At 61.4% G+C, this 749-nt stretch carries 1 protein-coding gene and 1 pseudogene; both read left to right on the top strand.

Annotated features, from left to right (window positions below; all coding sequences use genetic code 11):
• The first annotated feature begins 146 nt into the window (after positions 1-146).
• Positions 147-413, top strand: a complete 267-nt coding sequence (locus tag GHO03_RS24615; protein ID WP_153400699.1) for a hypothetical protein — start codon at positions 147-149, stop codon at positions 411-413.
• Positions 410-749: pseudogene (locus tag GHO03_RS24610) on the top strand (hypothetical protein); the annotation flags it as partial. The gene GHO03_RS24615 and the pseudogene GHO03_RS24610, both read left to right, overlap by 4 nt.

Genomic DNA, 749 nt, shown 5'->3' with positions numbered 1-749 from the left:
ACCGTGGCCCCAGCCTTGGGCGTTGATCTTTCCCCCAGCCCGCAGGGCGTGGGGGGCGTGTGTCGGTGTAGCCTGAAAAGCGGCGCAGGCAGGGGCTAGACCCCCCGGCCAGCGCCTAACCAAAATGACCTATGTAGGAGGCCAAAATGGCTGATATTGAGGATACCAAGAGCAAGCGCGACCCGCTGGAGTGGGTCAAACAAAAAGCCGCCGAAGTGGCAGCGCAGGCCGAGCAGAAGGCCGCAGAAACACCCCGGCAAATGTTCCTGCCAGGCATGGATGAATTCATGCGGGCGATGCCGAACCACATAGCCAGGTCAAGCCCGTTTTGCAGAGCCGTGGCGATGCGGAAATCCGGTTCTGGGGCGAGCAACTGGACGAAGCACAGGCGGACGTGTGGATGCAGTGCATGAAGGAAGCCCAGCGCCAGCCGCTGGGAACGCCGGTTGTCATCAACCGCGCTGCCTTCCTCCGGGAGATCGGACGCCAAACCGGGAATTACGAATACAAGTGGCTGCACCGCACGATGAAGGCGCTTTCCTTTGCCATGCTGGTGATCGAGGTCACGAAGGCGGATGGCAAGCCCAAGCTGTCCATTGGCAAAACCCGCACGCTGCACCTGATTGCAGGCTTCGACTACGACGAGGCCAGCGAGGAGTACACGCTGACGATAGATCCCCGGTGGCACGCCATGTACGGCAATCGGGAATTTGCCCTGATCGACTGGGAGAAGCGGCGCGAGTTCGGGC

The organism is Pseudomonas sp. FSL R10-1339, assembly GCF_009600545.1.
Taxonomy (GTDB): domain Bacteria; phylum Pseudomonadota; class Gammaproteobacteria; order Pseudomonadales; family Pseudomonadaceae; genus Aquipseudomonas; species Aquipseudomonas bubulae.
Note: the sequence above shows the minus strand (reverse complement) of the source record. Positions and strands in the feature narration are given on the sequence as shown.

Excerpts from the sequence above, each read along its gene's own strand:
- GHO03_RS24615 (WP_153400699.1), top strand. The coding sequence starts at position 147 with ATGGCTGATATTGAGGATACCAAGAGCAAGCGCGACCCGCTGGAGTGG.